24 protein-coding genes are annotated in these 20982 nt (G+C 74.9%); 10 read left to right on the forward strand and 14 right to left on the reverse strand.

The features are described 5' to 3' along the window. The first annotated feature begins 92 nt into the window (after nt 1-92). Nucleotides 93-365 (forward strand): peptide methionine sulfoxide reductase, encoded by a 273-nt coding sequence (locus tag EDD26_RS04460; protein ID WP_123696606.1) that lies wholly within the window; start codon nt 93-95, stop codon nt 363-365. Nucleotides 366-376: 11 nt separating this feature from the next. Here EDD26_RS04460 and EDD26_RS04465 read toward each other — a convergent pair whose 3' ends face one another. From EDD26_RS04465 to EDD26_RS04510, 10 genes are all read right to left on the reverse strand, one after another. Beyond that, a complete protein-coding gene (locus tag EDD26_RS04465) occupies nt 377-847 on the reverse strand; it encodes an aminoacyl-tRNA deacylase (RefSeq protein WP_123696607.1) in 471 nt (156 codons plus the stop codon). 86 nt (nt 848-933) lie between these two features. Continuing rightward, complete coding sequence (locus tag EDD26_RS04470; protein ID WP_123696608.1) at nt 934-1833, reverse strand: uroporphyrinogen-III synthase; 900 nt, start codon at nt 1831-1833, stop codon at nt 934-936. Between the two features lie 116 nt (nt 1834-1949). Next, nucleotides 1950-2894: a hydroxymethylbilane synthase gene (gene hemC, locus EDD26_RS04475; RefSeq protein WP_211333827.1), complete on the reverse strand. Its 945-nt coding sequence runs from the start codon at nt 2892-2894 to the stop codon at nt 1950-1952. Continuing rightward, nucleotides 2891-4204, reverse strand: coding sequence for a ferrochelatase (locus EDD26_RS04480; protein WP_123696609.1), 1314 nt, complete (start codon nt 4202-4204; stop codon nt 2891-2893). Before EDD26_RS04480 ends, hemC begins: the two co-directional genes overlap by 4 nt. Next, a complete protein-coding gene (gene hemQ, locus EDD26_RS04485; RefSeq protein WP_123696610.1) occupies nt 4201-4923 on the reverse strand; it encodes a hydrogen peroxide-dependent heme synthase in 723 nt (240 codons plus the stop codon). Before hemQ ends, EDD26_RS04480 begins: the two co-directional genes overlap by 4 nt. Next, nucleotides 4920-6551, reverse strand: a complete 1632-nt coding sequence (hemG, locus tag EDD26_RS04490; protein ID WP_245989753.1) for a protoporphyrinogen oxidase — start codon at nt 6549-6551, stop codon at nt 4920-4922. Before hemG ends, hemQ begins: the two co-directional genes overlap by 4 nt. Next, complete coding sequence (gene hemE, locus EDD26_RS04495; RefSeq protein ID WP_123696611.1) at nt 6548-7660, reverse strand: uroporphyrinogen decarboxylase; 1113 nt, start codon at nt 7658-7660, stop codon at nt 6548-6550. The genes hemG and hemE overlap by 4 nt, the downstream gene beginning before the upstream one ends. Before the next feature lie 45 nt (nt 7661-7705). Further along, nucleotides 7706-8020, reverse strand: a complete 315-nt coding sequence (locus EDD26_RS04500) for a hypothetical protein (RefSeq protein ID WP_148058696.1) — start codon at nt 8018-8020, stop codon at nt 7706-7708. Beyond that, a complete protein-coding gene (locus EDD26_RS04505; RefSeq protein ID WP_123696613.1) occupies nt 8013-8570 on the reverse strand; it encodes a hypothetical protein in 558 nt (185 codons plus the stop codon). The genes EDD26_RS04500 and EDD26_RS04505 overlap by 8 nt, the downstream gene beginning before the upstream one ends. Nucleotides 8571-8572: 2 nt before the next feature. Further along, nucleotides 8573-9127, reverse strand: coding sequence for an RNA polymerase sigma factor (locus tag EDD26_RS04510; RefSeq protein WP_123696614.1), 555 nt, complete (start codon nt 9125-9127; stop codon nt 8573-8575). 140 nt (nt 9128-9267) lie between these two features. Between EDD26_RS04510 and EDD26_RS04515 the strand changes: the two genes are divergently transcribed. The 9 genes from EDD26_RS04515 to EDD26_RS04555 all read left to right on the forward strand — a co-directional run bounded on the left by EDD26_RS04515 (nt 9268) and on the right by EDD26_RS04555 (nt 16564). Then, on the forward strand, nt 9268-9684 hold the full coding sequence (locus EDD26_RS04515; RefSeq protein ID WP_123696615.1) for an Asp23/Gls24 family envelope stress response protein: 417 nt from the start codon (nt 9268-9270) through the stop codon (nt 9682-9684). Further along, nucleotides 9681-9869, forward strand: a complete 189-nt coding sequence (locus tag EDD26_RS04520; protein WP_123696616.1) for a hypothetical protein — start codon at nt 9681-9683, stop codon at nt 9867-9869. Before EDD26_RS04515 ends, EDD26_RS04520 begins: the two co-directional genes overlap by 4 nt. Continuing rightward, the gene (locus tag EDD26_RS04525) at nt 9866-10174 is read left to right on the forward strand and encodes a hypothetical protein (protein WP_123696617.1); all 309 of its coding nucleotides are present in this window, start codon (nt 9866-9868) and stop codon (nt 10172-10174) included. The genes EDD26_RS04520 and EDD26_RS04525 overlap by 4 nt, the downstream gene beginning before the upstream one ends. A gap of 29 nt (nt 10175-10203) precedes the next feature. Further along, on the forward strand, nt 10204-10803 hold the full coding sequence (locus EDD26_RS04530; RefSeq protein WP_123696618.1) for a hypothetical protein: 600 nt from the start codon (nt 10204-10206) through the stop codon (nt 10801-10803). Beyond that, nucleotides 10800-11348: a hypothetical protein gene (locus EDD26_RS04535; RefSeq protein WP_123696619.1), complete on the forward strand. Its 549-nt coding sequence runs from the start codon at nt 10800-10802 to the stop codon at nt 11346-11348. The genes EDD26_RS04530 and EDD26_RS04535 overlap by 4 nt, the downstream gene beginning before the upstream one ends. Nucleotides 11349-11417: 69 nt before the next feature. Continuing rightward, nucleotides 11418-11603: a CsbD family protein gene (locus EDD26_RS04540; RefSeq protein ID WP_123696620.1), complete on the forward strand. Its 186-nt coding sequence runs from the start codon at nt 11418-11420 to the stop codon at nt 11601-11603. A gap of 103 nt (nt 11604-11706) precedes the next feature. Further along, on the forward strand, nt 11707-13065 hold the full coding sequence (locus EDD26_RS04545; RefSeq protein WP_123696621.1) for a glutamyl-tRNA reductase: 1359 nt from the start codon (nt 11707-11709) through the stop codon (nt 13063-13065). Beyond that, nucleotides 13062-14486, forward strand: a complete 1425-nt coding sequence (locus EDD26_RS04550) for an MFS transporter (protein WP_245989755.1) — start codon at nt 13062-13064, stop codon at nt 14484-14486. The genes EDD26_RS04545 and EDD26_RS04550 overlap by 4 nt, the downstream gene beginning before the upstream one ends. 149 nt (nt 14487-14635) lie before the next feature. Continuing rightward, nucleotides 14636-16564 (forward strand): glycogen debranching N-terminal domain-containing protein, encoded by a 1929-nt coding sequence (locus EDD26_RS04555; RefSeq protein ID WP_123696622.1) that lies wholly within the window; start codon nt 14636-14638, stop codon nt 16562-16564. A 77-nt stretch (nt 16565-16641) separates the two neighbouring features. On the opposite strand, the gene EDD26_RS04560 is transcribed toward EDD26_RS04555, so the two are convergent. From EDD26_RS04560 to EDD26_RS04575, 4 genes are read right to left on the reverse strand one after another with little or no spacing between them, the layout of a single operon-like run. After that, nucleotides 16642-17472 (reverse strand): carbohydrate ABC transporter permease, encoded by an 831-nt coding sequence (locus EDD26_RS04560; protein WP_123696623.1) that lies wholly within the window; start codon nt 17470-17472, stop codon nt 16642-16644. Then, nucleotides 17469-18626: a carbohydrate ABC transporter permease gene (locus EDD26_RS04565; RefSeq protein WP_123696624.1), complete on the reverse strand. Its 1158-nt coding sequence runs from the start codon at nt 18624-18626 to the stop codon at nt 17469-17471. Before EDD26_RS04565 ends, EDD26_RS04560 begins: the two co-directional genes overlap by 4 nt. Next, nucleotides 18626-19864, reverse strand: a complete 1239-nt coding sequence (locus tag EDD26_RS04570; protein WP_123696625.1) for a sugar ABC transporter substrate-binding protein — start codon at nt 19862-19864, stop codon at nt 18626-18628. The genes EDD26_RS04565 and EDD26_RS04570 overlap by 1 nt, the downstream gene beginning before the upstream one ends. Nucleotides 19865-19875: 11 nt before the next feature. After that, nucleotides 19876-20898 carry a LacI family DNA-binding transcriptional regulator gene (locus EDD26_RS04575; protein ID WP_123696626.1) on the reverse strand — a complete coding sequence of 341 codons (1023 nt, stop codon included), beginning with the start codon at nt 20896-20898 and terminating at the stop codon, nt 19876-19878. Between the last annotated feature and the right edge of the window lie 84 nt (nt 20899-20982).

Raw genomic sequence — 20982 nt, forward strand, 5'->3', positions numbered from 1 at the left:
GGGAGCGGGGCGGCTGCCGAGCCGCCCCGCTGCCGCCGTCCGGGCGGCGCCGCGGCAACGCCGTCCCGCGGCACCGGGACTACCGTCGAGGCATGGAGGATGCGCCGGACGACCTCGACGCGCTCGTCGCGCGCGTGCCGCTCGGCTGGAGCCGGCAGCGCATCGACGGGCGCGCCTGGGGCATCACGCGGGTCGACCGCGCGGACGGCCGTTCGAGCACGATCGACGGCGAGGAGCTCGGCGGTGCGCGCCGGATGAGCGCCAACGTCTGGCGCACCCGAGCCGGCACGCTGCTGCGGCCGTGCGAGATGCCCGCCGAGCAGGTTCTCGAGGTGCTGCGGGCGCTCGACGAGCCGCCCGCCTGACGCAGTCCCGGTCAGACCTCGTGCTCGGTGACGTCGGCGACCTGCGCGTTCAGGTGCGCGACGAGGGCGTCGCCGTCGAGCGTCGCCGCGACGCCGTGCTCACCGCCGCCGATCGACACGCGGTGCCCGAGCACGCGCTCGTCGGCGACGATCGGCAGCGGGGTCGTCGTGCCGAACGGCGTGATCGTGCCGCGCCGGAACCCCGTCACGGCGAAGGCGGCGTCGGCGTCGGGCATCGACAGGCGGCTGACGCCGAGCAGCTGCCGCAGCTTCGGCCAGGCGATCGTGCGGTCGCCCGGCACGAGCACGAGCAGGTGGTCGCCCTCCCCTCGGCGCACGACCATCGTCTTGATGACCTCGGCGGGCCTGACCCCGCGGGCCTCGGCGGCCTCCGCGAGCGACGACACGCGACCGTGGCGGGTGATCTCATGCTCGAGCCCGGATGCGGCGAGCGCCTCGAGCGCGGGGTTCGTGTCGGCCATGCCGCCAGGCTATGCCGGTTCTCAACGTCGCGGGTGGTCGTACGAGGCGATATCGCCGGTGTGCGACCACCCGCGACGTTGAGATCTCAGCGGGCGGTAGCGACGAGGGCCGCGACGAGCGCCTGCGCGTTCGGGCGCTGCGCGATGCCCGCGACCTGCAGGCCGTACTTGCGGCAGTCCTCCGCCGTCTGCTCGCCGATCGCGATGATGCGGGTCTCGGCCGCGAGGCCGAGCCGCGCGACCTGCTTCGCCACCGAGCCGGAGGTGACGAGCACCGCGTCGATGGGCGTCTCCGCGGGCTCGACGGCCGTGAGCACGGCGTCGTGGGCGCCCTGCTCCGTGACGTGGTCCCTGTCCTGCTGCTCGCGGGCGTCCTGCTCGCGGGCGTCCCGCTCGGCCGCCGCGGGGCCCTGTGCGGCCTGCTGCTCCTGCGCGTCCGTCCTCGCGGGATGCGCCGGGGCACCGACGATCGGGATCGCTCCGGTCTGCGTCGTCACGGCCTCGACGAGCTGCTCGCCCGACTCGAACACCGGCACCGTGCGGTAGGCGACCACCTCGGTGACCTGCATGCCGTGCTGGCGCAGCCCGCTCGCGATCGTCGGCCGCGCGTCGAGCGCGTGCGGCCACAGCACCCGGCCCTCGCGGATCGGCCACTCGTCGACGAGCCCGGCCGCGGACTGCCGCGTGGGGATGAACGCGACCGGCACCCCGCGCTCGCGCAGCGATGCCGCCGTCACCGAGCCGACGGCCGCGACCTGCACGGACGAGGGCACGCGCGGCAGCACCCGCACGGTCGACTGGCTCGTGACGACCAGCCAGTCGAAGCGGCCCTCCGCGAGCTGCCCGAGGATCTGCTGCAGCCGCTGCTGGTCCTCGGCGGGCTCGATCTGCACGAGCGGCAGGATGAGCGGCTCGAGGCCGGCATCGGTGACGAGCTCGGCCACCTCGTCGCCCCAGGTGCCGCCTCGGGGGATCAGGACGCGCATGGGTTCCTCCGGAATCGGTGGTGGGTGCTCCGCATCCTCGCAGACCCAGCCGGGCTCGTGGTCACGGCCCGTCGTCACAGGGGTGGTCGCTGCACGCGGCCGCGCTCGGCCGGCGGCTACGCCCTGGCGGCCTGCACGAGGTCGGCCGCGCCGCCGTCCAGCAGCTCTGCGACCGCGCGGTCGGCCACGTCGCGCGCGGCCTCCTCGAGCTCGGATGCCCTGGTCGAGTCGAGCGTGTAGGCGTGGGATGCGGCCACCCGGCTCGAGCCGTCGGTCGCGTACGCGATCGCCGAGAGGAAGAGCATGCCGTCGGCGACCTCCGCGTGCGCGGCGAGCGGTGCCGCGCAGCCCGCCTCGAGCCCCGCGAGCACGCGCCGCTCGGCGTCGACCGCCGCGCGCGTCGGCGCGTGGTCGGTCTTCGCGACCGCCGCTCTGGCGGCGCCGTCGCCGTCGCGGATCTCGACCGCTAGCGCGCCCTGCGCGGGCGCGGTCGGGAAGTCGATGAGGTCGAGCACCTCGGTCGCCCGGTCCTCGAGCCCCAGGCGCTTGAGCCCCGCGAGCGCGAGCACGACCGCGTCGAGGTCGCGCTCCCCGGTCTGCGGGTCGCCCTGCGCGCGGGCGAGCCGCGTCGGCACGTTGCCGCGGATGTCGACGACCTCGAGGTCGGGCCGCGCGACCCGCAGCTGCGCCATGCGGCGCGGCGAGCCGGTGCCCACCTTGGCGCCCTCCGGCAGGTCGGCGAGCGTGAGCCCGTCGCGCGCGCACAGCGCGTCGCGGGCGTCCTCGCGCTTCGTGACGGCCGCGAGCTCGATGCCGGCGGCGGGCGCGGTGGGGAGGTCCTTCATCGAGTGCACGGCGACGTCGACGCGGCCGTCGAGCAGCGCATCCCGCAGCGCCGAGACGAACACGCCCGTGCCGCCGAGCTGCGACAGCGACGAGCGGTCGGTGTCGCCCTGCGTCGTGATCTCGACGATCTCGACCTCACCCGCGAAGCGGGCCGCGAGCGCCGTGGTCTGCGCGAGCGCGAGCGCCGAGCCGCGCGTGCCCACCCGGATGGTCACGGCTGCAGCCCCGCGATCGCCGGCCGGAACCCGAGGCGCGGGTTCTCGCAGCAGCCCGGCCGGCAGACGTCGTACCAGGTGTGGATCGAGGTGACCGACTTGCGCTCGGCCTCCGGCCGGCCCTCGAGGCGCTCCTGCACGAGGTCGACGAGCGCGCCCACGTACTGCGGATCGATGCCGGGGGTCGGCGCGCGGCGCGCCCACAGCCCCGCCTCGGTGGCCGTCTCGATGGCCTCCTCGTCGAGGTCCCACATGACCTCCATGTGGTCGCTCACGAAGCCGAGCGGCACGATCACGATGGCCTTGCGCGACTCGAGCGCCTCGATTGCGTCGTTGATGTCGGGCTCGAGCCACGGCTGCGACGCGGGGCCGGAGCGCGACTGGTAGACGAGCTGCCAGGCGATGCCGGGCGCCGCCTCCGCCATCACGTGCTCGGCGGCGGCGAGGTGCTGGCCCTCGTAGCCGCCGCCCGGCCCCCACTCGTGCAGGTCGGGTGCGCCGGAGCGCTCCGCGTCGGCGGTCGGGATCGAGTGGGTCGCGAAGAGCACCTCGATCTCGGCGTCGGCGAAGCCCGCCTCGCGCGCCTCGGCGACGGATGCGCGCACGCCGTCGACGAAGGTCGCCAGGAAGCCCGGGTGGTTGAAGAACTGCCGCACCTTGTCGATCTGCATCGACGCCTGCAGGCCGGTCGCCTCGAGCGCATCCGCCCAGTCCTCGCGGTACTGGCGGCACGACGAGTAGGACGAGTAGGCCGAGGTGGGGATGGCGATCAGGCGCGTGGCGCCCGCGTCGGCGGCCTGCTGCAGCGCCTCGTCGAGGTAGGGCGCCCAGTTGCGGTTGCCCCAGTAGACGGGCAGGTCGACGCCGGCGGCCGCGAGCGCGCCCTCGAGCGCCGCCTTGAGCTCGCGGTTCTGCTCGTTGATGGGGCTCACGCCGCCGAAGTGGCGGTAGTGGCCCGCGACCTCCTCGAGGCGCTCGTCGGGGATGCCGCGGCCGCGCGTGACGTTGCGGAGGAAGGGGATGACGTCGTCCTGCCCCTCCGGGCCGCCGAAGCCCGACAGCAGGATGCCGTCGTAGGCGACCGGCTCCTCCACGTGCTCGGGGCCCGCCTGCGCAGCCGGGCTCGCGCTCGGCACGGCGGCACCCGGCTCGAGGTGCACGGAGGTCGCTGCCGGCGCCTTCGTCTCGCGCCGCTGCGGTGCCTGCTGCTCCGCCTGCTGCTGCTCGCCCTGCTGCTGCACGGCATTCGATGCGGACGTGCCGCAGCACCCACCGCCGCAGCAGCCGCCGGTCGTCGTCGTGTCGCTCATGCGAGCACCTCCTCGATCTCGTCGGCCGCGATCCGGCGGCCCGTGAAGAATGGGATCTCGTCGCGCACGTGCATGCGCGCCTCGACGGCCCGCAGCTCGCGCATCATGTCGACGAGCTCGGTCAGCTCGTCCGCCTCGAGCGGCAGGATCCACTCGTAGTCGCCGAGCGCGAACGCCGAGACGGTGTTCGCCACGACGCCGCGGTAGGCGGCGCCGGCGCGGCCGTGCTCGGCGAGCATCCGGCCGCGGTCCTCGGCCGGCAGCAGGTACCAGTCGTACGAGCGGTTGAACGGGTAGACCGTCACCCACCGCTTCGGCTCGATGCCGCGCATGTAGCCCGGCACGTGCCGCTTGTTGAACTCGGCGTCGCGGTGCACGCCCATCGCGCCCCACGTCTGCGTGGTGCCCGCGAGCTCGCGGGTGCGGCGCACCCGGCGCACGGCCGCCTGCAGCGCCTGCGGCTCGAGGGCGGCGCCGGGCGCCCCGTGCATCCACACCATCACGTCGGCGTCGTGGCGCATGCCTGAGACGTCGTAGATGCCGCGGACGACGATGCCCTCGCGCTCGAGCGCGGCGATCTCGTCGGCCAGCGACGTGCCCGCGCCCGAGGCGCCGTCGGCGGTCGCGCCGCGGCGGTGGACGCTCCAGATCGTGTAGCCGTCGTCCTGCTGCTGGTCGGCCTGCTCCTGACCGGCCTGCTGCGGCGTGTGCTCGCTCATGCGTCTCCTCGCTCGTCTGCGTCTCGTGCTGCGGTGGCGGATGCGGCGGGCGGCGCCGCCCCGTCCGTCTCGTGGTGCGCGGCCCCCTCGGGGGCCACCTCGTCGGTCCACGGGGTGCCGGGCACCGCGAAGCGCTCGCGGCGGATGCCGAGCGCCGCCCGCCGTGCGTCCGGCACGACCTGCGCGAGGCCGGTGCCCGCGACCGCGGCGCCGACCAGGACCAGGTTGCGGTGCGCGTCGGCGGCTTCGCGCAGCGCCTGGTGGCGGCCGCGCGCGCCGACCACGGTCGTCGGCTGCCCCTGCTCCCACCGCACGCGCGCGCTCGCGACCGGCTCCGGGAGGTCGCGGCCGAGGATCGCGCGCGCGTCCTGCAGCGCGAGCGCCGCGGCCGCGTCGTCGTCGAGTCCCTCGGTCGCCGGGGCGGCGGCGCCGGAGCCGTACGACAGCCGCACGACCTCGCGGCCATCGGCAGCGTCGCGCAGCCACGGCCACTTCGCGCTCGCGTGCGTCAGCGCCTTCGCCCGGATGCCGGGGGCGTCGGCCGCGACGAGCACGCCCGTGCCGCGCGGGTCGCCCGAGATCGCGCCGGGCGGGAGGACGAGCGTGACGAGCTCGACCGTGACGCCGGTCGCGTCGGTCGCGAGCGGCGCGAAGCCGTCGAGCCCGCCCAGCACGCGCAGCGCCTCCGGCTCCGGCAGCGCGACGACGAGCGACGAACCCGCGAAGGCGCCCGCATCCGTCTCGACGGCCCAGCCGGTCGGCGTCGGCGACGCCGCGGTCACGCGCACCCCGGTGCGCAGGTCGGCGTGGTGCGCGCGAGCGCGCTCCGCGAGCGCCGCCGTGATCCGGTGGACGCCGCCGCGGATGCCCTGCACCGCCGAGCCGGGCCGCTGCGCGTTGCTGGGCGCGGCGTCGCCGCGCGCCACGGCGGCGGCACGCTCCTCCAGCACGACGGCGACGGCGCCCGAGAGCGAGCCCGCCTGCGTGAGCGCGTTGTTGAGCCCCGGCGCGACCGTCGCGACGTCGAGCCGCTCGACGTCGGCGGAGTAGACGCCGCCCGCGAGCGGCGCCACGAGCCGGTCGAGCGCCTTGCGCCCCATGCGTCGCCGCACGAGCGGGCCGAGCGCGTCGTCCTTGCCGATGCGCAGCACCGGCATCAGCCGGTCCGCGTAGGCGCGGATCGCGCCGCCCCAGCCGAGCGCGTCGATGACGTCGCGGGCGAGCGGCGACGAGGGGATGCCGAGCAGGCTCGCCTTCGGCAGCGGCACCGCGCGGTCGCCCAGCTGCAGCCACGCGCCCGCCGGGTTCGGCGAGACGATGTCGTCGGCGAGGCCGAGCTCCGCAGCGAGCTCGGCGACGGCGCCGCCGCGGGTGGCGAACGACTCGGCGCCGGCGTCGAGCGCGAGCCCCGCGACGTCGATGCCGGTGGCCACGCCGCCCAGACGATCGGAGGCCTCGAGCACGAGCACGCGGTAGCCCCGTCCGGCGAGGTCGTGCGCGACGGTCAGGCCGGCGGCGCCGGCGCCGACGACGATCGAGTCCCACCGCTGCCCCTCGGGCAGCGGGGTCTCCGGCAGCGAGCCCTCGGGCAGCGGGGTCGCGTCCGCCTGCCCAGCGTCAGCGGTCACCGCGCGTGCACCGCCTGCACGACGCGCGTCAGCACATCCGGGTCGGTCGACGGCGGCACGCCGTGGCCGAGGTTGAACACGTGCGCGCGGGCGACGGAGCCGGCCATCATCACGTGGTCGATCGCCGCCTCGACGATCTCCCACGGGGCGCCGAGCACGGCGGGGTCGAGGTTGCCCTGCACCGTCACGTCGGAGCCGATGCGCTCGAGCGCGACGTCGAGCGGCACGCGCCAGTCGACGCCGACGCAGTCGACGTCGAGGTCCATCGCGCCGTAGAGCTCGCCCGCGCCGACGCCGAAGTGCACGAGCGGCACCCGGCGGCCGGAGGCGTCGACGAGGTCGCGCACGGCGTCGAGCGCGATGCGCGAGGCCGGCGCGACGTGCTCGCGGTACTGCTCGAGCGGCAGCGAGCCCGCCCACGAGTCGAAGAGCTGGGCCGCCGAGGCGCCCTCCTCGACCTGCGCGCGGAGGAAGCGCCCGGTGACGTCGGCGGTCCAGCGCGCGAGCCGGTCCCAGGCATCCGGGAACGCACGCATGAGCGTGCGGGCCTCGAGGTGGTCCTTCGAGGGACGCCCCGCGACGAGGTAGGCGGCGAGCGTGAACGGAGCGCCCGCGAAGCCGATGAGCGGGGTCGAGCCGTCGCCGATCGCGGCGAGGCCGGCGACCGTCTGCCGCACGCCCTCGCGCACAGGCTCGAGCGCGCCGTCGAGCGTTGCCGGGTCGAGCGAGACGAGCCGCTCGACGTCCTCCGGCGTGCGGATCGGCTGCGCGACCACCGGGCCGACGCCCGGCTCGATCTTCACGTCGACGCCCGCGAGCCGCAGCGGCACCATGATGTCGCTGAAGAAGATGGCGGCGTCGACGCCGTGGCGGCGCACCGGCTGCAGCGTGATCTCGCTCGCGAGCGCGGGGTCGAGGCACGTGTCGAGCATGTCGCGCTCCGGGCCGTCGGTGCGGCGGCGCAGCTCGCGGTACTCGGGCAGCGATCGACCGGCCTGCCGCATGAACCAGACGGGGGTCACCGCGGGGCGGTCGCCGCGGTACGCCCGCACCAGCCCGGACGAGCCGGTGCGGGTGCTGAGCGGGTGGTCTTCGCGGAGAGCAGGCATCCCCTCCATCATCCCACCTCGTACGTGGGGCCGCGCCGTGCGCGCTCAGCCGTGCGCGTCGACCTCCGGCTGCTCGATGCGGCGCACCTGCACGCGCACCGCGGCGTCGCCCCAGTCCTCCGGCAGCGCGTCGCGCACCGCGCGGGCGACGTCGGAGGCCACGACGCGCGAGTCGTCGACCTCGGCCACGCCCACGCTCACGGCCACCCGTCGGGGCAGCAGCGTGACGTGCGCGAGCACGCTCGAAGGCGCCGCCCTGCCGGCGACGGTCGGCACGGCGCGGTAGGCGCGCGCGACGCTCGGATGCGCGGCGACCGCCGCGTCGACGAGCTCGGCCACGCGCTGCGGGCTCTCAGGCATCCAGCACCCCCGCGTCGAAGACGTCGTCGATCACCACGTCGATCTCGCGCACCGGTGCCGGCGCGTGCGCGGCGAGGGCGGCGCCGATGGCCGCGCGCACGGCGTCGGCCCTGGCGCGCATGGGCGAGCCGAACCGCACCCCGATGGTCACGCGCACGTGCAGCGCCGGCGCCTCGTCGATGCGCAGCTCGACGCTGCCGACGAGCACGTCGTCGACCTCGTCGCCCGCGCGGCGGACGAGCTCGCGCAGCGCCCCTTCGGTGACGGTCGTCTCGGTGCGGTCGTCGATCGCCTCGAGCGGCAGGTCGCGGCCGGCGCGCACCTCGTCCCGCACCACGGCCAGCACGCGGTCGACCCACCCGGCGTCCACCGCGCCCGACTCCTCGACGACGAGCGCCCGCGTCAGGCGCGACAGGCGCTCCATCGAGGCGAGCATGGCGCGGCACTCCGCGTCCTCCTCGATGGCGACGACCCGCGGCGACCTGCCCGCGTCGAAGTAGGCGGACAGCTCCTCGAGCGTCCGGCCGGATCCTCCGATCGTGTCGTCCATGGTCACCTCCACTCTGCCATCGCCGCGAGCACCGCACCCCGGGCGCGTGCCAGCCGACCGCGCACGGTGGCGGGGCTGACCTCGAGCCGTGCCGCGATCTCGTCGTAGGAGAGCTCCGCCATCTCGCGCAGCAGCCACACCTCGCGCTGGTCCTCGGGGAGCGCCGCCAGGACGTCCCCGAGCGCTCGCGTCGCCGCCCTGCCCTCGGCGACCGCGTCCGGCTGCGGCGAGGTCGCCGGGCCCTCCTCGTCGGGCAGCGGCTGCACGTCGCGGCGCGCCCGCGTGCGCAGCACGTCGGTCGCCCGCCTCGCCACCGACGTCGCGAGCCACGATCGCACGCGCGCGGGGTCGCGCAGCTCGTCGAGCTGCCGCCAGGCGGTGACGAGCGCCTCCTGCACGACGTCGTCGGCGTCGCTCGAGCCGCCCAGGTAGCGGGTCGCGAACGCGATGAGGAACGGCGAGTGCCGCCGCACGAGCACGGCGAACGCCCGCTCGTCGCCGTCCTTCGCGCGCTGCGCGAGGAGTGCGTCGGGTGCCGTCTCCAGCTGCACGCTCATCTGCTCGGAGCGTAGCCGGAGTCGCCGCGAGCGACGCCCGCGACCCGACGCGGGATCCGCGGAGGCGATCCGTGACGAATCCATCGCTCGTGACGTCACAGTCACGGAGGGCGGATCCGCCCCCGGAACCGGAGGACACCATGAGCAGCACCACACCGACCGACGGGCGCACCGCCGACGGCGTCCAGGGCACCACGACCGTCGTCGACCCGGTCGTCGCGAAGATCGCCGGCATCGCCGCGCGCGAGGTGCCCGGCGTGCACGCGCTCGGCGGCGGCGCGGCGCGCGTGGTCGGCGCCGTCCGCGACGCGCTCGGGCAGAGCGACCTCGGTCAGGGCGTGCGCGTCGAGGTCGGCGAGCGCCAGGTGGCCGCCGACGTCACGATCGTCGTCGCCTACCCCGAGCAGCTGCACATCGTGGCCGAGAACGTGCGCCGCGCGGTGAGCACCGCGATCGTCGAGCTCATCGGCATGGAGGTCGCCGAGGTCAACGTGACCGTCTCCGACGTGCACATCCCGGGCGAGGACGACGAGCCCGACGAGCCGCGCGCCGCATGAACGCCATCACGGTCGGCGTCCTGACCGGGCTCGCCCTCGCAGCGCTCGCGCTCGCGTTCGGCTTCGGGGGCTTCCTCCTCGGCCTCGCGCTCGCGGCCCTCGGCGCCCTCGTCGGCGCGGTCGCGACCAGGAGGCTCGACCTGCGGGCGGCTGTGGACGCCGCCCGGGGCAGGAGCGTCGGGTGACCGACGTGCCCGGCGCGATCACGATCGCCCCCCGCGCGCTGCGCGCCACCGTGCGCGCGGCCGCGGCGGAGGCGTTCGGCGCCCCGCGCGCCGACGTCCGGGCCGACGTGGTCGAGCGCGGACCGTCGCTCGACCTCCGCATCACCACCCCCATCGGCCTCGGCGACGAGACCGTGCTGGCCGCTGCCGAGCGTGCCAGGCGGCAGCTGCTCGAGCGGGCGGGCACCCTCACCGGCGCGACGCTCGGCGCGTGCGAGGTCCGCATCACGGGCTGCTCGGTGCCCGAGCGCTCGCGCGTCCGCTGAGCGCTCCACCCCCCAGGAAGGACACCCCCATGACCCCGCAGTCGAGTCCCCCGGCGAGCGCTCCAGCCCCGGATGCGCGCGAGCTCCGGCGCCTCGAGCGGCGCGAGCTGCACCGCTCGCGCTCCCTCTCCGCGAGCATCGCGCTGTGGCTGACCGCCCTCGCCGTCGCTGCCGTCGCGGCGCTGCTGCTGCTCGAGCGCACGGGCACGACCGTGCCCGGTGCGACGCTGCCGGGGAGCGCGGAGCTCGCCTCGCTCGCGGGCGGCGCCGGTGCCGTCGGCATCGGGATCGGCGCTGCCGCCGGGCTCGTCGGGCTCGCGATGCTCGCCCTGGCGCTCGCCCCCGGGCGACGCTCGCGGCGAGCGCTGCAGCGCGAGGGCGTTGCGATCGTCGCCGACGACGCCGTGCTCGCGAGCGCCATCTCGCGAACCGCGGCGCTCGCGTCGAGAGCGCCGGTCGACCGCACCCGCACGACGCTCGGCAGGACCTCGGCGGAGGTCGCGCTGCGGCCGCCGAGCGGCTTCGGCACCGACACCGCCGCCGCCGACGAGGCAGCCCGCGCGCTCATCGAGGCGCTGCGGCCGCGACCGACGGTGCGCGTCGTCGTCCGAGAGGAGCGCGACGCGTGAGCCGCTCGTCGAGGACCCTCAACCGGATGCTGCTCGCCCTCCTGGGCACCGCGTGGCTCGCGCTGGGCGCGGTCGTCGTGCTCTGGCACGTGCGACCCGACCTCGTGCACGCCGCCCTCTCGCCCTTGGCCGCGACGGCGGCGGCGCTCGACTGGACGATCGTCGCGGCCGCGGCCGGCGCCGTCCTCGTGCTGCTCGCGGCGGTGCACGGCGCGACCCGCGGCCGCGGCCGCAGCGGCGACGCGGTGGCCGACCACGGCATCGCCGTCGACAAGCACGCCGTCCGCGACCTCTACCGGCTCGAGCTCGGCACGATGCCCGACGTGCTCGACGTCGACGTGCAGCCCTGGTGGGCTCGGCGCGGCCGGCCGGCGTGGCGCATCGCGCTCCACGTGCGGCACGGCGCGCGGCTCGACGAGGTCGTGGAGCGCGCCGCGACCGCCGCCGAGCGCACGCAGCAGCGGCTCGGCGCGCAGGTGCCGATCCTCATCCACGTCAGCGGCGGGCTGCGCGCCGCCGTCGCGAGCGCCCGCCGGGCCGAGTGACCGACCTCTGCGGCGCGATCGCGCCGCAGCCATCGCGCGATCCCGCGCATCCTACGAAGGAGGCCCGACATGGGCACGGACGACAAGATGAGCCACAAGGTCGAGGAGCTCGGCGGCAAGGCCAAGGAGGTCTTCGGCGCCGCGACCGGCGACGAGCGCCTCGAGGCCGAGGGCAAGGCCCAGCAGGCGAGCGCGAACGCCAAGCAGGCGGGCGAGCACGTCAAGGACGCCGCGAAGGACGCCTTCGGCAAGTGAGGCCGGCGGAGCGGCCCGGGCGAGCGCCCGGGCCGCTCCCGTTCGCGCTGGGCGGAGGCGCACGTGCTCCGCGGGCACCCCTGGGGGACAGTAGGATGGTCTGGTGCTCATCTGCCTGACGGCGAGTCACAAGAACGCCGACTTCACTGCCCTCGAGGCACTGTCGACGGCTGACGCCTCACAGCTGCCCAGCTCCTTCGCCTCGCACCCCGCTGTCGACGGGGCGGTCGTCGTCTCGACCTGCAACCGCTTCGAGGTGTACCTCGACATCGACGCCGAGGCGGATGACGCGGCCGGCATCGCGCAGACCGTCGCGGCCGACGCGCTCGGCTTCCACCAGCCCGAGACGCTCGAGCCGCTCGCCGACGTCGAGGCCGCGGAGCACCTGTTCGCCGTCGCCGCCGGCCTCGAGTCGGTCGTCGTGGGCGAGGGCGAGATCGCCGGCCAGGTGCGACGGGCGCTGCAGTCGGCGCAGGTCGCCGGCACCACGTCGCCGCACCTCGAGCGCCTCTTCCAGCGCGCCTCCGAGACGCAGCGCGGCATCAAGAACCGCACGGGCATCGGCGAGGCCGGCCGCTCGATCGTGCGCCTCGCGCTCGACCTCGCGAGCGCGCGCGTCGACTTCGTGGACGCTCGCGTGCTGCTCGTCGGCACCGGCCGCTTCGCGGGCGTCTCGCTCGCCGAGCTGCGTCGCCGCGGCGCGAAGCACATCGAGGTCTGGAGCCCGTCCGACCGCGGCGAGGGCTTCGCCCGCAGCCACGCGATCGGTCACGTCGACGCGCGCGACGCCGCGCTCGCCGCAGCGTCCGCCGACGTCATCGTCACCTGCACGAGCGCCGACCGGTTCGTCGTCGACGCCGCCCTGCTGCACGCCGGCCGCGCGCGGCTCGCGACGCACGACTTCCCCGGTCAGGCGCACGACGCCGCGACCTGCCCCGTCGCCCTCGGCGGCACGAGCGCGGGATGCCCGATGCACGCCGCCGGCGCGACGGTGGCGGGCTGCCCGGTCGAGCACGGCCGCGGCGCGCAGCTCGTCATCGACATGGGCATGCCCCGCAACGTCGACCCGGATGTCGCGACGGTCGCCGGGGTCGAGGTGCTCGACCTCGAGACCATCCGCCTGCACGCGCCGCTCGAGCACCTGACCGCCGCCGCCGATGCCCGCGACCTCGTGCGCAAGGCCGCGCGCCGGTTCGAGCGCGGCACGGAGGAGCGCCGCCTGGGACCCGCGATCGCCGCGCTGCGCCAGCACGTCGAGGAGGCCATGGAGGCCGAGCTCGCCCGCGTCGCGAAGCGCGGCAGCGAGGAGGAGCGGCGCGCCGCCGAGCAGGCCCTGCGCCACTTCGCCGGGGTGCTCCTGCACAAGCCGACGGTGCGCGCGCGCGAGCTCGCCGCCGAGGGCCGTCACGACGACTTCCTGTCGGCGATCGACGCGCTCTACGGCATCGACGACGTGGCGTGACCGGCCAGGACGAGAGCACGGCGACCGGCGACCACGCGATCCTGCCGCCCGCCGGGGTCGAGACCGACCCGCGCGAGACGGCCGGCGCACCCGCGCCCGCGAAGCGCCGACGGCTCGTCGACCTCGCACCGCTGACGGCCTCCCCCGTCTTCGCCCGGCTGTGGATCGGCAACGCGATCAGCGGCATCGGCGCGCAGATGACCGTCGTCGCGGTCGGCCTGCAGATCTTCGACATGACCGGCAGCACCATGGCGGTCGCCCTCGTCGGCGGCATCGCCCTGCTGCCGATGGTGGTCGCGGGCCTCTGGGGCGGGATGATCGCCGACGCCTTCGACCGCCGCGCCGTGCTCATCGTCTCGAGCCTCGTCGGCTGGGCGGCGGTGCTGGGCCTCGTGGCGCTCTCGACCTGGGACGCGGCGCTCGTCGCCGACGGGGAGCGCGCGCTCGTCTGGCCGTTCTACGTGCTCACGACGCTCAACACCGTCGCCGCGACCGTCTCGGGGGCGACGCGCTCGGCCGTCACGCCGCGCATCCTGCCCGCGCACCTGATCTCGCGCGCGACCGCGCTCAACGGCATCGCGATCGGCATCATGCTGACCGTCGGGCCGGCGCTCGCGGGCGTGCTCGTCGCCGGCGTCGGCCTGCCGATCACGTTCGCGATCGACGCGGTGCTCTTCACCGCCGGGTTCGTCGGCATCCTCGGGCTGCCGCGGTTGCCGCCGCTCGGCGCGGTCGCGAAGCCCGGCCTCGAGTCGCTGCTCGACGGTTGGCGGTTCCTGCGGCAGGCGCCGAACATCCGGATGTCGTTCCTCGTCGACATCATCGCCATGTCGTTCGGCCGCCCCTTCGCGCTGCTCCCGGCGGTCGGCGCGATCGCGATCGGCGGCGGCCCGATCACCGTCGGCGTGCTCACCGCCGCCGCTGCGGTCGGCACGCTGCTCGCGAGCCTCTTCTCCGGCCCCGTCGCGCACGTGCACCGGCACGGCGTCGCCGTCGCCCGGGCGATCACCGTCTACGGCGCGTTCGTCGCGCTCTTCGGCGCCGTGCTGCTCGCGATGTCGCTCGGATGGGGCGGCCCGGTCGGCGCGGACTGGTCGCAGGTCGCGTGGCCGGCGCTCGCCGTCTCGGCGCTCGCGCTCGCCGGCATGGGCGCGAGCGACGAGATCAGCGCCATCTTCCGCTCGACCATGATGCTGACCGCCGCACCCGACGAGATGCGCGGGCGCACGCAGGGGCTGTTCACCGTGGTCGTCGCGGGCGGACCGCGCATCGGCGACCTCTACGCGGGCGCCGCCGCGAGCCTCGTCGCCCTGTGGTGCCCGCCGCTCATCGGCGGGCTCCTCATCGTCGCGCTCATCGCGGTCGTCACGCGCGCGCAGCGCTCCTTCCTCGCCTACGACGCCCGCACGCCGACGCCGTAGCGGTCCGCCCAGCACCCGGTCGCTGCGTGGGGCGGTTGCGCGGGCGGTTGAGCCTCCCGTGCGCCAAGGCTGAGGGCGCCTTGGGCGCTGCCCTCCGACGCCGCGGCTAGCGTGACGAGTGCCGCAGCACGGCGACGATAGGACATCCGATGCATCCCGAGCTCGATGCGAAGACCGGCAGACCGCCGCTCCTCCACGACGAGCTCGTCGCGCTCTCGGCGCCGACGCAGGTGTGGTCGCGCCGGGACGGCACGATGGGCGGCGCCGCCGACGGCATCTTCCACGGCGACTGGCGCTGGGTGCGCAGCCTCGAGCTGCTCGTCGACGGCCGGCCGATCGAGCACCTCACGACCGCGGACGACCGCGACAGCACCGTCTTCCGCGCCGTCGCACGGCAGCTCGACGGCGACTCGTCGACCCCGCGCGTGCTCGTCGAGCGGATGCGCGCCGTCGAGCCCGGCGGCTTCGTCGAGCGCGTGACGATCGTCAACGGCCGCGACGTCGAGGTCACCGCGCTCCTCGAGCTGCGCCTCGACCTCGAGCTCGCGCCGCTCGCCTCCGTGCACGCCGGCAGGCCGGAGGCCGTGCCGATCGACCTCCGCCTCGACGATGGCGCTGCGGTGGCGACGGACGGCACCCGCACGCTGCGATGCGCGAGCGCCAAGGGCGCGATCGAGATCGACGGCCACCGCGTCACGGCGTCGCGCAGCGTCGTCGTGCGACCGGGCGACTGGGCGACCCTCTCGATCGAGCTCGCGGTCGACGACGCGCAGCTCGCCGAGCCGGGGCCGCCGACCGCGTCCCTCCCCCCGCTCCGCGCGACCGGCGTCGCAGCCCTCGATCGCTGGGCCGGGCGTGCCGTGGCCGATCTCGACGACCTCTCCCTCGACGTCGGCCACGGCCCGTTCCTCGCCGCCTCCGCGCCCTGGCAGCTGACGCTGCTGTCGCGCGAGGCGCTCGTGGCCGCGCGCCTCGCGCTGCCGCAGACCGCCGCGATCGCCGAGGGCACGCTGCGCACGCTCGCGACCCGGCAGGGGGTGCTCCACGACGCCGAGACGGGCGAGGAGCCCGGGCGCATCCCGCACGAGGTGCGCCAGGACGGCAGCGCGCCCGTCTTCCGCGCATCGGTGGAGGCGACGCCGCTCTGGATCGTGCTCCTCCACGAGACGTGGCTCGCCGGCATGCCCACCGAGACCGCCCGCGAGCTGCGCACCGCGCTGCACGCCGCGCTCGGCTGGCTCGCCGTGCGCACCGGTGACGGCTTCCTCGCAGATCCCGACGACGACGAGGTGAGCGCGGCCGTGCAGGCGATCGCCTGCCGAGCCGCCGTCGGCGCGGCAGACCTGCTCGACGCGCTCGGCGACGACGGCGACGAGTGGCGGGCGTGGGCGGCTCGGCTGCGCTCGCGCTTCCGCGACGCCTTCTGGAGCGGCGACGGCTCCGCGCGCACCCCCTCGCTCGCCATCGACCACGACGGCGCACCGCACGACCGCCTCGGCGCGGAGCTCGGCCAGCTGCTCGGCACCCGGATCCTCGACGAGCACGAGGAGTCGATCGTCGCGCGGATGCTGCTCGACGAGGCGATCGCCTCCGGCTTCGGGCTGCGCTCGCTCGCCGCGGACGACCGGGACTACTGGCCGCTGCTCGAGCGCGGCGGCGCGATCCATCCGCACGAGACGGCCCTCGCGATCGAGGGGCTGCTGCGCGCGGGCTTCCGCGACGAGGCACGCGCGCTCGCCGAGCGGCTCCTCGCCGCGGCCGACGCGTTCCACGGGCGGCTGCCGGCGGCCTTCGCGGGCTTTGGCCTCGAGGACGTCACGATGCCGGTGCCGCTGCCGGGAGCGGGGAGCCCGCACGCCGCGAGCGCCGCCGCCGTCGTCGTCGTCCACCGCGCGCTCGAGGCGCGGGCCAGCCGGCCGAAGCAGCGCATCGACACCGGCGAGCGGCACCTCGCGGCGGTCGAGCGCGTGCAGCGGCACGACACCGGTCCGGTGCAGCTGCCGCTCCTGCGGGGCACGGGCAGCGGCGATCGGTCGACCCAGCGGCCGCGGCTGCGGCTGGTGGACCCGGAGGGGTGAGGCGCGCGATCGCCTCGACCCGCTGACGCCGGAGGGCGCGGTGCGGCGCTGCCGCCCGCGCCCTCCGGCGTCCGGCATCACCCCTTCTCGGCGCCCTCCGTCGTCGACATGATGCGCCTCTGGAAGATGAAGAACACGATCGCCACCGGGATCGTCATCAGCACCGCCGCCGCGAGCTTGAGCGGGAACTGCGTGCCGGAGCCCAGCGCCCCCGACACGAGCGAGCCGACACCGGTCGTGAGCGTGTGCAGCTCGGGGCTCTGCCGCGAGATGACGAAGTGCCCGAACTCGTTCCAGGAGCCCTGGAACGACAGGATCGTCAGCGTGATGAGCGCCGGCGAGGCCATCGGGAGCGTCACCGACCAGAAGGTGCGGAACACGCCCGCGCCGTCGATCCGGGCGGCCTCCTCGATGGAGACCGGGATCGAGTCGAAGAACTGCTTCATGATGAAGACGCCGGCAGCGGTCGCCAGCAGCGGGATGATCATGCCGCCGTAGGTGTCGTAGAGCCCGAGCTCCTTGATCACCAGGAAGCGCGGGATCATCAGCACCACCGACGGCACGGCGAGCACCGCGATGAACACCGCGAACACGAAGCCGCGGCCGCGGAACTTCAGCCGCGACAGCGCGTAGCCCGCCAGCGAGTCGAAGAACACCCGGAACACGGTCACCACGATCGTGATGAACGCCGAGTTCGCCGCCCACAGGGGCAGGTCGCCGGTGAACAGCCGCTCGTAGGCGGCGTACGTGAACGTCTGCGGGATGAGCGACATCGGATCCCCGTTGGCCTCCGCATCCGTCTTGAACGAGCCGCTCACGGCGATCACGAACGGGTAGATGTAGACCAGCGCCAAGATGACGAGGATGACGTAGCCGACGATCAGGCCGCCGCTGACGCGCTCCTTCATGTGAGTCCACCTCCCGTGGTGCTCTGCGGACCGGCTTCGAGCCGCACCGCGCCCTCTGCGAGCAGCGGTGCCTCGCGGTCGCGCCCCTTGCGCCGCTTGCCCATGCCGCTCTCGTCCCGCTCCCCCAGCACCAGCCGCTGGATGAGCGTCATGGCGATGATGATGAGGAACAGCACGAAGGCGATGGCCGCGGCGATGCCGGGCTCGTTGTTCTCGAACGCCTGGTTGAAGGCGAGGTACGCCGGGCTGGAGAGCGTCGGTGCCGCGGGGGTGCCGCGCGTCAGGTAGATCTGGTCGAACACCTGCCACGTGCCGATGAGCCCGAGCGTCAGCACCGTGAAGAGCGTCGGTCGGAGCATCGGCAGCGTCACCGAGAAGAAGGTGCGGATGGGGCCCGCGCCGTCCATCACCGCCGCCTCGCCGACCTCGGCGCCGATGTTCTGCAGCCCCGCGAGAAACAGCAGCATGAACGTGCCGGAGGTGGTGAAGATCACCATGGCGATGATCACGACCATGGCGACCGACGGTCCCGCCATCCACTCCCACGGCGTGACGCCCAGGAACCCGGGCGAGTCGAGCCCGGGTGGCGCTGCGGTGCTGCGGAAGAGGATGTGGAACACCCCGCGCGGATCCGCGAACCAGTTCGGGCCGTCGACGCTGAGCGCCCCGAGCACGCGGTTGACCACGCCCGTGGCCGCGAAGAGGAAGAGGAAGACGCCCGTGATCGCGATCGACGAGGTCACCGACGGGAAGTAGAACGCGGTGCGGAAGAAGCCCTTGCCCTTCAGCAGCCGCCGGTTCACCTGCACGGCGAGGAAGAGCGCGAGCGCCGTCTGGAGCGGCACGACGAAGAGCACGAAGTAGACGGTGTTGCGGATCGAGCGGCCGAACAGCTCGCGCGTGAGCGAGTCGTCGGTCGTGATCGCCGCGTAGTTCTCGAGGCCGACGACGTCGACGCTCTCGTTGAACAGCGGTGAGTTGCGGCCGTTCCAGTCGGTGAACGAGACCCACAGCGCGAGGGCGATCGGCGCGATCAGGAAGACGCCGATGATGAGGATCGCCGGCAGCGTGAAGAGCCAGCCGGCGACCGCCTCACCGCCCCGCGCGCCCCCGCGCCGCTTGCGCGGCGCGGGGGCGGTCGAGACGGAGCTCATCAGCCCTGCGACGACTCGTAGGCGGCCTCGAGCTGCGTCTGCAGCTCGTCGAGCGCGGCCTGCGGGTCAGCGCCCTGCAGCGTCGTGATCGTGTTGTTGAACTCGGTCACGACGTCGGCCGCGCCGGAGAAGTTCACGGGGCCGACCGCGTAGTCGGCACCCGCGACGAACGCGGCGTTCTCCGGGTAGGTCTCGGCGTAGGTGGCGGCTGCCCCCTGCGTCGAGGGGATGACGCCGAAGGCGTCGGCGAACTCGAGCTGCTGCTCATCGCTCGTCAGGAAGGCGACGAGCTCCTGCGCGGTGGCCGCGGTGTCCTGCCCCTGCGGGATGCCCCAGCAGTTCGAGAACGAGAAGGTGCCGGGACCGGCCGGTCCCTCCGGCAGCTCCGCCACCAGGAACTCCACGTCCGGGAAGTCGGCCTCGAGCGCACCGCGGATCCACGGCCCCTCGATCACCATCGCCGCTGCGCCGTTGCCGAACGCCTCGCCGCCCCAGCCGGCCCCGAGGTCGGCCGGCCACTTGAGCGAGCCCGCCTCGAGCAGGCCCTGCACGTACTCGAGCGCCTCGACGTTCTCAGGCGAGCTCGCGGTCACGGTGTCGCCGTCCATGAGCCCGCCGCCCGCCTGCTCCATGAAGACGCCGACGCGCGCGTACTCCGCGCCCATCGAGAGCCCCACGGTGTCGCCGGTCGTCAGCGTCTGGGCGACGGTCTGCAGCTCCTCCCACGTCGTCGGCACGTCGGCGTCGGTGAGGCCCGCGGCCTCCCACAGCTGCGTGTTGATGACGAGGCCGAGCGTCGAGAAGTCCTTCGGGGCGCACACGAACTCGCCGTCGAAGGTGAAGGTGTCGACGAGCGCCGGGTAGAAGTCGCCCGCGTTCGCGAGGTCGCCCGCGTAGGGCTCGAGGTAGTCGTCGCCCGCGTAGGTCTGGAACTGGTCCCAGCCCATGTAGAAGACGTCGGGTGCCGAGTCGCCCGCGAAGCCCTGCGCGAGCTCCTGGTTGAGGTCGGACGCCGCGATGACCTCGACGGTGGTGCCCGACTCGGCGCTCCAGGCGTCGGCCGCGGCCTGCACGGCCGCCGTCTCCGCCTCGCCGGACGAGCCGATGAGCATCGTCAGCGCCTCGGCGGGCGCTTCGGGCTCTCCGCTGGAGCCGGTGCTGCCACCCCCGGAGCAGGAGGCCAGGGCGAGGGCGAGCGTGCCGGCGAGGGCGACGCTGCCCAGCTTGCTGTGTCGCATGGTTGTTCCTTTCAGGATGGGGAGGGTCCCCGGTCGGCGGCGGGGGCGATCCCCCACCGTGCGTCGTCCCGCCGCACGAGGTGCGGCCGGACGATGGTCGTGACGGCGCCCGGCTGGGCGTCGATCGCGGCGAGCGCCGCGGTGGCCACCTCGCCGAGGCTCTGGTCGACGCTCGGGAAGCCGAGCCCCGCGGCGAGCGAGGTGTTGTCGAAGCCGATGACCGGCAGCCGGATCCCCAGCTGCGACGCCGCGCCGATGCCGCCGGTCGCGAGCGAGTCGGACGCGCAGACGAGCGCGGTGACGCCCCGCTCGAGGAGCGGTCCGGCGGCGACCAGCGCATCCGCGACGCGGTCCTGGCAGCGCGCGGTCAGGGCGTCGAGGGCATCGCCGCCGACGCCGAGCCGCTCGGCCATCGCCTCGGCCCAGCCGCGTCGCCGGTCGTCGCCGGACCCGCTGCCCGCGGGCCAGCCGAGGAAGCCGATGCGCCGGTGACCGGCGTCGAGCAGCGCATCCGTCGCGGCGCGCGTGCCCGCGGCGCCGTCGACGTCGACCCAGTTGTGCTCGCGCGCGGCCCCCCAGGGCCGGCCGAACGCGGCGAACGGCAGTCCCTCGTCGAGCAGCGAGGTGACGCGCGCGTCGCCGAGGTGGGTCGACGTGAGCAGGAAGCGGTCGGCGACCCGCTGGCTCGCGAGCTCGCGGATCTTGCGCACCTCCTCCTCGTCGTCCACGGCGGTGAAGAGCAGCACGTGCCTGCCCTGCGCGTCGGCGCGGGCGGTGAGCTCGTGCAGGAATCGGTCGAGCAGCGACGCGGCGACGTTCTCGGTGAGCGGGTCGATGCGCAGCCCGATCGTCGCGACGGTCTGCTGCCGCAGGCGCCTCGCCTGGAGGTTCGGCGAGTAGTCGAGGTCGTCGACGGCGGCGAGCACGCGGTCGAGCGTCGACCGCTTGAGCAGCCCCGGGTTGTTGAGCGCGTTGGAGACGGTCTGCACCGAGACGCCGGCATGCGCCGCGACGTCGGCGAGGGTCGTCCCCATCAGCTGCTCCTCGGTCTCACACCCTTGTGATGCCTTCGACCCGCGCGGCGAAAGCCCGCTTGGATCGTTCCAATCCTGACGGTA

This window comes from Agrococcus jenensis, from assembly GCF_003752465.1.
In the GTDB taxonomy this organism is placed as follows: Bacteria; Actinomycetota; Actinomycetes; order Actinomycetales; family Microbacteriaceae; genus Agrococcus; species Agrococcus jenensis.

Bases quoted from the DNA above. Each gene is read 5' to 3' on its own strand.
- EDD26_RS04480 (WP_123696609.1), bottom strand. From the start codon at position 4,204: ATGAGCGACACGACGACGACCGGCGGCTGCTGCGGCGGTGGGTGCTGC.
- EDD26_RS04470 (WP_123696608.1), bottom strand. From the start codon at position 1,833: ATGCGCGTCCTGATCCCCCGAGGCGGCACCTGGGGCGACGAGGTGGCC.
- EDD26_RS04500 (WP_148058696.1), bottom strand. From the start codon at position 8,020: ATGCCTGAGAGCCCGCAGCGCGTGGCCGAGCTCGTCGACGCGGCGGTC.
- hemQ (WP_123696610.1), bottom strand. From the start codon at position 4,923: ATGAGCGAGCACACGCCGCAGCAGGCCGGTCAGGAGCAGGCCGACCAG.
- EDD26_RS04515 (WP_123696615.1), top strand. From the start codon at position 9,268: ATGAGCAGCACCACACCGACCGACGGGCGCACCGCCGACGGCGTCCAG.
- EDD26_RS04510 (WP_123696614.1), bottom strand. From the start codon at position 9,127: ATGAGCGTGCAGCTGGAGACGGCACCCGACGCACTCCTCGCGCAGCGC.
- EDD26_RS04520 (WP_123696616.1), top strand. From the start codon at position 9,681: ATGAACGCCATCACGGTCGGCGTCCTGACCGGGCTCGCCCTCGCAGCG.
- EDD26_RS04540 (WP_123696620.1), top strand. From the start codon at position 11,418: ATGGGCACGGACGACAAGATGAGCCACAAGGTCGAGGAGCTCGGCGGC.
- EDD26_RS04560 (WP_123696623.1), bottom strand. From the start codon at position 17,472: ATGAAGGAGCGCGTCAGCGGCGGCCTGATCGTCGGCTACGTCATCCTC.
- EDD26_RS04530 (WP_123696618.1), top strand. From the start codon at position 10,204: ATGACCCCGCAGTCGAGTCCCCCGGCGAGCGCTCCAGCCCCGGATGCG.
- EDD26_RS04555 (WP_123696622.1), top strand. From the start codon at position 14,636: ATGCATCCCGAGCTCGATGCGAAGACCGGCAGACCGCCGCTCCTCCAC.
- EDD26_RS04570 (WP_123696625.1), bottom strand. From the start codon at position 19,864: ATGCGACACAGCAAGCTGGGCAGCGTCGCCCTCGCCGGCACGCTCGCC.
- EDD26_RS04565 (WP_123696624.1), bottom strand. From the start codon at position 18,626: ATGAGCTCCGTCTCGACCGCCCCCGCGCCGCGCAAGCGGCGCGGGGGC.
- EDD26_RS04465 (WP_123696607.1), bottom strand. From the start codon at position 847: ATGGCCGACACGAACCCCGCGCTCGAGGCGCTCGCCGCATCCGGGCTC.
- EDD26_RS04505 (WP_123696613.1), bottom strand. From the start codon at position 8,570: ATGGACGACACGATCGGAGGATCCGGCCGGACGCTCGAGGAGCTGTCC.
- EDD26_RS04575 (WP_123696626.1), bottom strand. From the start codon at position 20,898: ATGGGGACGACCCTCGCCGACGTCGCGGCGCATGCCGGCGTCTCGGTG.
- EDD26_RS04460 (WP_123696606.1), top strand. From the start codon at position 93: ATGGAGGATGCGCCGGACGACCTCGACGCGCTCGTCGCGCGCGTGCCG.
- hemE (WP_123696611.1), bottom strand. From the start codon at position 7,660: ATGCCTGCTCTCCGCGAAGACCACCCGCTCAGCACCCGCACCGGCTCG.